Raw genomic sequence first — 8,014 nt, 5'->3', positions numbered from 1 at the left:
GTCGCCGCCTTCGAGCTTTTCTACACCCAAAACCGTGGTACGCATATAAAAGCGCCTCCCCGGAGCATCAGCTTCCGGGGAGGCGCATTTATTGACGACCTAGAGCTTAGGCACCCTCAGTGATGGGGGTGTTCAGGGTTGCGTTCTCGGTGCAGCCGTACAGCGTTGCAGAACCGGGGGAGCGCACGCCCGCGGTCGGGTTTGCGTTCTGTGCGGTGGCAAGAGCGAAGTCAGAAACCACCTCGTGGTTAATGTAGCTGCCGCCTGCGCCGCCGCCGCTGCTCAGGGCGCTGAGCGAGTAGATGTTGCCTTCGCCCTCGAACTGCACCTGACGGCCGAAAACGCCCTCGTAGTATGAGCCAACGGTCCAGATGTTCAGGCCTGCGCCTCCGCCGCCGTAGCCGGCGCCACCACCGGATGCTACGGAGGTGAGGGAGAGCTTGCCGTGGGTTCGGGAAAGCAGCGCGCCGGAGCCGCCCTTACCGCGGTAAGAGCCGGTTGCGTTCGCACCGCCGGTGCCCTTCTCTCCCTCATGCACGGAGTCGCCCTGGTAAAGGTAGTAGCGCGGGAAATCGTACGATTCGAACCAGGAGGTAGACATGGGCTGGAGCTTCAGCTCGTTATTCTCGTCGAGAATGCCGACCAGCGCCTCACCGAGGGTACCCGCCACTCCGGAGCGGCCAGCGGTACCGCCGGTGACCATGAAGCGCATGTCCAGGGTCTTGTCGTCCTCCTCAAGGGGCTTGAACTCCTGGTAGGGGCTTGCCATGAGCATGCCGCCCTGACCGGTGTTGTCGGTGCCCAGGTCGCCGCCTGCGCTACCGCCTGCGGTGGTGGATGCGTCACGGCCGTCCAGTGCCACGCGCAGTGCCGGGTTCAGCTGGTCCTTGGGCTGCGCGTCAAAGATGCGCTGGTGGGTAGTGAGGGTGCCCAGCTGTGCGCCACCGCCGCCAGCGCCGGCAACGGCTACGACGGTGACTGCGCCGTCGCGGACGAGCTCGACCGCGGAGGAGCCGCCGCCGGACGCGCCGTACACGTAGCCGCTATCGGTGTCCACTACCTGCGCTGCGCCGGTTGCGGTGCTGGAGCCGGTGGAGTCGCCGCCGGCTGCGTAGCCTTCGCCACCGAGTGCGGGCTCCGCGCCGGCTGCGGAGCCGACGCCGCCGTTACCCGCCCAGACGCGCAGGATGTCGCCGGACTTGACCGCAAGAACACCGCTGAGCTGTGCACCGGCACCGCCGCCAGCCAGGGCCGCGTTCGTGACGTCGGTCAGGTATCGGGGAGTAAAGGAAGATGCGGCACCGCCGGCACCTCCCACGAGGTCGAATCGTACTCGTCCAACGCCTTCGGGGACGAGCCATTCGGTGTATGCGCCTGCCTTGTCGTCGTAGCCGGTTGCGGTGGGCTTGAGAGTCAGGGCGGGGGAGCAGGTGGGCTCGCCGCTTGCCGCCCATGCGGGGACGGTTGCGCTGGCGAGGATGACGGGGGCACTCCATGCAGCGCCCTGTACGAGGCGACGGCGCGAAATGCGTGATGCAGTGTTGTGATGTGTCATTTTTGGGGTCCTCCGGTAATTCGCGGATGCAGCCGCGAAGTAACCTGTGGTTGGTTGCGATGCGCCGTGGTTTTCGGTTGACTTTCGAATATTTACGGTAATGTTGAAGTGAATTTTTGAAGTTGAAGTGAATCAGGAAGCCGAACCGTTTTAGTTGGGCGTCATCGCAAGGTTGTATGCAGTGAATGCACGCCCGTTCCCTGCCGTGTGGCCCCGTACTGCGAGGAGCAACGGCAATGCCGGCGCCGATGCCGCAGTTGAGAGCTGGTTGGCTTCTCCTTGAGAGTGGAGGTGCCGTTCAGCGGGCACGAGTGTGCACGTTATTGTAGGGCTGAGGTTGCTCTCAAGTTCAAATTCGTGCGTCAAAAAGACGAAACTAGCGTCAAATTTCGGTGAAGAACCTAAAAATGTTTGCATTAGTGTGAATGTTTGTGTATCTTTCTGTTTTTCCGGCTCTGAATCTGAGGGTTCAGACCGGTTTTTCATATACACATCAGAGCAAAATCCTAGTCGCGAGTTCCAAAGGCTCTTCAGTGTTTGGAGCACCTTTACGCAGGGCTTAGAATAATGATGAATATATGCGCCCGTTTCGCCCTGCTACCGGCAGGGGCGCGGCACGACAGAACGCGGCGTATCGGCACACTGTTAAAGTTCGGCGTAAACCAGCCGACTCCACAAAGGATTTTTAATGACTGAGAACATCAGCAAGCTTCGCATTGAAGGTGGCACTCCGCTCGTTGGCGAGGTTCACGTTCGAGGCGCCAAGAACCTGGTGCCCAAGGCTATGGTCGCAGCACTGCACGGTTCGACCCCCTCGACCCTGCGTAACGTTCCTGACCTGAGCGATGTCGAAATCGTTACCACCCTCGTGGAGCTGCATGGTGCGAAGGTCGACTACGACCGTGAAGCCGGTGTTCTGACCCTCAACCCCGCGCAGGATGCAACCACCGCTGCAAAGAACGCAGAGGAGATTCAGCTCTTCGGTGGTAACTCCCGCATTCCGATTCTGATGGTGGGCCCGCTGCTGCACACCCTCGGTACCGCACGCATCCCCAACCTGGGTGGCTGCAAGATCGGTGACCGACCCATTGACTACCACATGTCTGCACTGCGCAAGTTCGGTGCGGTCGTTGAGAAGGACGATGAAACCGGCACCACCCTGATCGTTCCCGAAGAGGGCCTGAAGGGCGCAGAGATTGTGCTGAACTACCCCTCCGTGGGTGCTACCGAGCAGGTTCTGCTCACCGGTGTGCGCGCTAAGGGTAAGACCATCCTGCGTAACGCCGCGATTGAGCCCGAAATTATTGACCTGATTGCTGTTCTGCAGAAGATGGGCGCAATCATCTTCATTAACGAGGACCGCACCATCGTCATTGAGGGCGTGGATGAGCTGACCGGCTACGATCACGCGTCCCTGCCCGACCGTAACGAGTCCGCTTCTTGGGCTTCTGCGGCTCTGGCTACCGGCGGCGACATTTTCGTTCGCGGTGCAGCTCAGAAGGATATGACCGCGTTCCTAAACCAGTTCCGCAAGATGGGCGGCCTGTACGAGGTGACCGCCGAGGGTATTCGATTCACCCACCCGGCTCAGCGCACCCCCGGTGCTCAGCTGAAGCCCATCGTTTTTGAGACCAACGTGCACCCCGGCTTCATGACCGACTGGCAGCAGCCCCTCGTGGTGGCGCTGACCCAGGCTAAGGGTGCGTCCATCGTGCACGAGACCGTGTACGAGGAGCGTTTCGGCTTCACCAACGCCCTGAAGCAGATGGGTGCAGATATTGTCGTCATGCGTGACTGTGTGGGCGGCGCACCCTGCCGTTTCGAGGGTAAGGGCTACGGCCACTCCGCTATTATTTCTGGCCCCACCCCGCTGACCGGTGCCGACATTGAGGTTCCGGACCTGCGCGGCGGCTTCTCCCACATCATTGCTGCTCTGGCTGCTAAGGGCACCTCTCACGTGAGCGGTGTTGAGCTGATTGCTCGCGGCTACGAGAACTTCGAGGAGAAGCTCAAGGGCCTGGGTGCCAACTTTGAGGTGCTGGCACGCAAGGCATCGAAGGCTCCCAAGCCCGATGCGGCAATCGTCGTTGTTGAGCCCGAGGAAGTTGAGGTTCAGGACTAGTGAGCGGACAGCAGGGAAAGCAGGCTCTGCCTGAGATTGAGCCCACCGCCTCCGGCGATGCTCTGTACAAGGTGCTCGGTAACGCTGCGCGCGGGCTGTACATGCTCATCGCACGCGTTGAGATTGCCGGCCGTGAGAACCTGCCCAAGAGCGGCGGGTACATTATCGTGGCTAACCACACCACCGAGCTTGACCCGGTGACTGTGGCTTTCCCTGCTTTCGTTGAGGGCGCCCTGCCGCGCTTCTTGGCGAAGGATTCGCTCTTCCGCGCCCCCGTTCTCGGCTACATTATGCGCAAGCTCGCGCATATTCCCGTGGTTCGCGGTTCGGTGGATGCGCGTAAGTCCCTGATTACTGCCCGCAAGATTGTGGAGGCTGGCGGTGCCGTCGTGATTTTCCCGGAGGGCACCACCACCCACGATCCGCAGCTGTGGCCCATGCAGGCGCGTACCGGCGCGGCTCGTCTGGCTCTTGCGACCGGCGCGCCCGTCTTCCCGGTGGCGCACTGGGGTGACGAGCAGATTCTCGGTTACGTGGACGAGGCCGGCGAGGACGGCCGCATCAAGGAGAAGCGTAAGATTTCGCTGTTCCCGCGCAAGACCGTTCGCGTGAAGGTCGGCAAGGCTCTGGATATTGCCTCCCTCGTTGAGGATTCCAGCCCCGAGGCTAAGCACACCCGCACCGAACTGGGCGTGGTCACCGACGCAATGCTGGACGCTATCACCGCCGAGCTGGAGAAGATTCGCGGTGAGAAGGCACCTGCTGGTCGTTGGAACCCGCGCACTAAGCGTCGTGAAGCCCCCGGTACCCCCTCGGGGCCGGTCGGTGGCGCGCTCGGTGAACCGGACGAAAAGTAGCATCCCAGCTGGGAAAATCGTAGAGGCCCTGACAGGAGCCGCGGCTATTCGCTGAGGCGCCTGTCAGGGACTCGCACAATAACCTCGCAAGGAAGAGAAGCAGGTGTTTTCGTGACCTTCTTTGGACGCACCCCCGCATCAAGCCCTGAATTTACCCCTCCGGCAACCGTGCAGTCTATTGCGGTGCTCGGCGCCGGTAGCTGGGGCACCGCTTTCGCTAAGATTGCGGCGGACGCTGCCCGTGAGCGCGGCGATGACACTCGCGTGACCCTCATCGGTCGTGATGAGCAGGTGATGGCTGAGTGCGAGCGCACCCGCGAGAACGCCCGCTATTTTCCGGGAATGAAGCTGCCGGATAACATGCACTTCACGGCGGATGCCCCCGCGACGCTGACCGGTGCGGATATTGTGGTTCTTGCCCTGCCCGCGCAGGTTCTGCGTTCGCAGTTGCAGAGCTTCGCCCGCTATATTGAGCCGAACGCCATGCTGGTGTCTTTGGCGAAGGGCCTGGAGACCGGTACGGGCCTGCGTATGTCGCAGGTCATTACTGAGGAGCTGGAAGAGGCTATGGCTCTGCGCGGTGCTGATGTGCGCGCGATTGGCCATATTCCGCACCGTGTGTGCGTGCTGTCGGGCCCGAACCTGGCGAAGGAAATCATGGGGGAGGAGCCTACCGCCTCCGTGGTTGCGGCTCGTACTCTGCCGGTGGCTGAGGCTGTGGCTCACGCGATTGCGTGCGGTTACTTCCGCCCGTACACCAACACGGATGTGGTTGGTACCGAAATTGGCGGCCTGGTGAAGAACGTGATTGCGCTCTGCGTGGGTATCTGCGAGGGCCGCAATTATGGCGATAACTCGAAGGCGTCCATTATGACGCGCGGCCTGGCGGAGATTACCCGTCTGGCGGTGGCGTTGGGCGGCGAGGCTGCGACCATGAGCGGTCTTGCCGGTATGGGCGACTTGATTGCGACCTGCTCTTCGCCGCTGTCTCGCAACCACACGGCGGGTCGTCTGCTGGCTCAGGGCATTACCCCTGACCGCCTGCACGAGCACATGAGCCAGACCGCTGAGTCGATTAAGTCGGCGCCCGTGGTGGCTGAGCTGGCTCGCCGCCACGGCGTGGAGATGCCCATCGTGGAGGCTGTGGTAGCGGTGCTTTCGGGCCGCATCGGCATTGAGGAGCTCGCCCCGAAGCTGCTGGGGCGTTCCCTTAAACATGAAGGGCATTAAGAGCACGCAATGAACCTGAGCTCGGTAACCACCGCTGTGTTGGGCTCCGCAGGGTATGGGGCGCTGTGTGCTGCAGCTACAGGGTCGGTAGCTCAAAAAACCGAGTGCGATCGCCCGGTATACCTGTGGGAACCCGCCGATATGGGAGAAACCGCGCACCAGCTTCCGGTGACTTACACCACCGATATATACGAGGCTCTTGAGAGCGCCGATATTGTGGTGGTTCCCTGGGGCGAACAGGCTGATTCGTGCCCCGAGGAGATGACGGGGGTCATGGCATTCCGCCGATGGGCATACCTGCTGCCTCAAACCGCTATAGTGCTCGCAGCCGCAGGTTCTGCCGAGGACACCATGAACGTGTCTGAATATCTGCGGCAGATACTGCACACTGAGTTTCCAACGCGGCGTGAACGTGTGGCGGTGCTAACTATTACCGCTCATCATCTGGCGGGTACAGGTGTGATGGAACCGGTAAAAACTCACCCCAGGCGCCCCCGTACCGCCACTCTCACCACCGACGATGCGCACATGCATCAGCTGATTACCGCCTTATTTGATGGGCCTGTGCTGCGTATTCACCGTGCGCCATGACCCCGGTATCTGCGGTTACCGCAGCTTGGGTACTAGTGTCAGAAAGGCCCGTAAGAGACGATACAATGGGCTGTAAGTGGGGCGGGTACGCCCCGAAACGAACAGGGAGAAATATATGACCGAGAAGAAGACCGTCGCCCTGCTGTGCGGTGGCCGCTCCTCCGAGCACCCCATTTCGCTCATTACCGCCGCTGGCGTTCTGGGCGCTATTGACCGCACCGCCTACGACGTCATCACTATCGGTATTACCCGTGACGGCCGCTGGTACCTGACCGATGAGCAGCAGCTCGCCGAGCTGACCGCCGGCACTCGCGGCACCGCAGAGTTCCCCGCGGGCACCCAGCAGGTATTCCTGCCGATGGGTGCCGGCGATTCCCGCCTGACCCTGATTAACGAGGACGGTAACGTTACCCGCACCGCGCCGGTGGATGTTGTCTTCCCGCTGTTGCACGGCCCCTTCGGTGAGGACGGCACCGTGCAGGGTCTGCTGGAAATGGCTGACCTGCACTACGTGGGTTGCGGCGTGACCGCATCCGCTGTGGGCATGGACAAGCACTTCATGAAGGTCGCTTTCGAGTCCGCTGGCCTGGAGGTCGGCCCCTACGAGGTCGTCACCAACCGCCAGTGGGAGCACGAGGACCGCGAGCAGATTCTGGAGCGCGTGCTGAAGCTGGGCTTCCCCATGTTTGTGAAGCCGACCCGCGCAGGTTCCTCCTTCGGTATTACCAAGGTGGATTCGGTGGAGGAGCTCGTGCCCGCCATCGAGGAGGCACGCCGCCACGACCCGAAGATCATTATTGAGGCGGGTATTGTGGGCCGCGAAATCGAGTGCGCTGTACTCGACGGTCACCACGGCGAGATGCCCCGCGCATCCTACCCCGGCGAAATCGAAGTTGTGGATGAGGACCACGGCTTCTACGACTTCGAGGCAAAGTACGTTTCTGAGTCTTCCGCTGTGACCGTGTGCCCGGCGAACCTGCCGCAGGATGTGCAGGATCGCCTGCGTGAGCTGGCTGTGAAGGCGTTCCTGGCGCTGGACGGCGAAGGTCTGTCTCGTGCGGACTTCTTCTACACCGAGGATGGCCGCCTGGTCATCAACGAGGTGAACACCATGCCCGGCTTCACCCCGATTTCGATGTACAAGACCATGTGGGAGAACACCGGTATTTCCTACACCGACCTGATTAGCGAGCTGCTGACCCTGGCAATGGAACGCCCCCTGGGTCTGCGCTAATTCTTAGGCTGGGCTAGTTCTTGAGACTGCGCTAGTTCTATAGTTTGCGTTCAGACATTGAATGCGTAACGGCGGGGGAGTAGCTCCCGCTACGTAGTATCTGCTACGAGGCGCCTCGGTGCGGATTCTTGAGGGATTCGTGCCGGGGCGTTTTTTGCGTGCTGGGGCAAGTTAATGCCTGTGTGGGAGGGGTAATTGGTACGTATTCAGCCCTAAGTGTTGATGAGAATCGCTCGTTTTTCACTCATGAGAAAAATCACTTACTTTGACTCCGAGAGTGCTCGAAGCATGGGGTGAGTGTTCTAAAACGACCTTGATAAGGTAAAACATAATTCTGCTCACAAGTGCATAAAATGATGCTTCTAAATCATGAAACGATTCGTTAGATGGTCGTTGCACATCTTGAAGCTCAAAGATTGGTATGA

At 60.8% G+C, this 8,014-nt stretch carries 7 protein-coding genes; 5 read left to right on the top strand and 2 right to left on the bottom strand.

All coding sequences use genetic code 11. The features are described from left to right. Positions 1-106: 106 nt before the first annotated feature. The gene (locus tag QZ540_RS07600; RefSeq protein ID WP_294628924.1) at positions 107-1,555 is read right to left on the bottom strand and encodes a transcriptional initiation protein Tat; all 1,449 of its coding nucleotides are present in this window, start codon (positions 1,553-1,555) and stop codon (positions 107-109) included. Between the two features lie 688 nt (positions 1,556-2,243). Between QZ540_RS07600 and murA the strand changes: the two genes are divergently transcribed. The 5 genes from murA (at position 2,244) to QZ540_RS07575 (ending at position 7,589) form a co-directional block, all read left to right on the top strand. Next, a complete protein-coding gene (murA, locus tag QZ540_RS07595) occupies positions 2,244-3,677 on the top strand; it encodes a UDP-N-acetylglucosamine 1-carboxyvinyltransferase (RefSeq protein ID WP_070831212.1) in 1,434 nt (477 codons plus the stop codon). Then, the gene (locus QZ540_RS07590) at positions 3,677-4,534 is read left to right on the top strand and encodes a lysophospholipid acyltransferase family protein (protein WP_294628921.1); all 858 of its coding nucleotides are present in this window, start codon (positions 3,677-3,679) and stop codon (positions 4,532-4,534) included. The genes murA and QZ540_RS07590 overlap by 1 nt, the downstream gene beginning before the upstream one ends. A 111-nt stretch (positions 4,535-4,645) precedes the next feature. After that, entirely contained in the window at positions 4,646-5,764 is a 1,119-nt protein-coding gene (locus QZ540_RS07585) for an NAD(P)H-dependent glycerol-3-phosphate dehydrogenase (RefSeq protein WP_294628919.1), read from the top strand. Positions 5,765-5,905: 141 nt separating this feature from the next. Then, positions 5,906-6,355, top strand: a complete 450-nt coding sequence (locus tag QZ540_RS07580) for a hypothetical protein (RefSeq protein WP_141752172.1) — start codon at positions 5,906-5,908, stop codon at positions 6,353-6,355. Positions 6,356-6,470: 115 nt separating this feature from the next. Then, a complete protein-coding gene (locus tag QZ540_RS07575; protein WP_294628917.1) occupies positions 6,471-7,589 on the top strand; it encodes a D-alanine--D-alanine ligase family protein in 1,119 nt (372 codons plus the stop codon). 240 nt (positions 7,590-7,829) lie between these two features. Here the strand turns inward: QZ540_RS07575 and QZ540_RS07570 are convergent. Further along, a partial coding sequence (locus QZ540_RS07570) for a hypothetical protein (RefSeq protein WP_294628915.1) occupies positions 7,830-8,014 on the bottom strand: 185 nt, incomplete at its 5' end.

This window comes from uncultured Rothia sp. (assembly GCF_916049665.1).
Lineage (GTDB): Bacteria > Actinomycetota > Actinomycetes > Actinomycetales > Micrococcaceae > Rothia.
The sequence above is the reverse complement of the archived record's forward strand: the minus strand, read 5'-3'. Positions and strand labels throughout refer to the sequence as shown.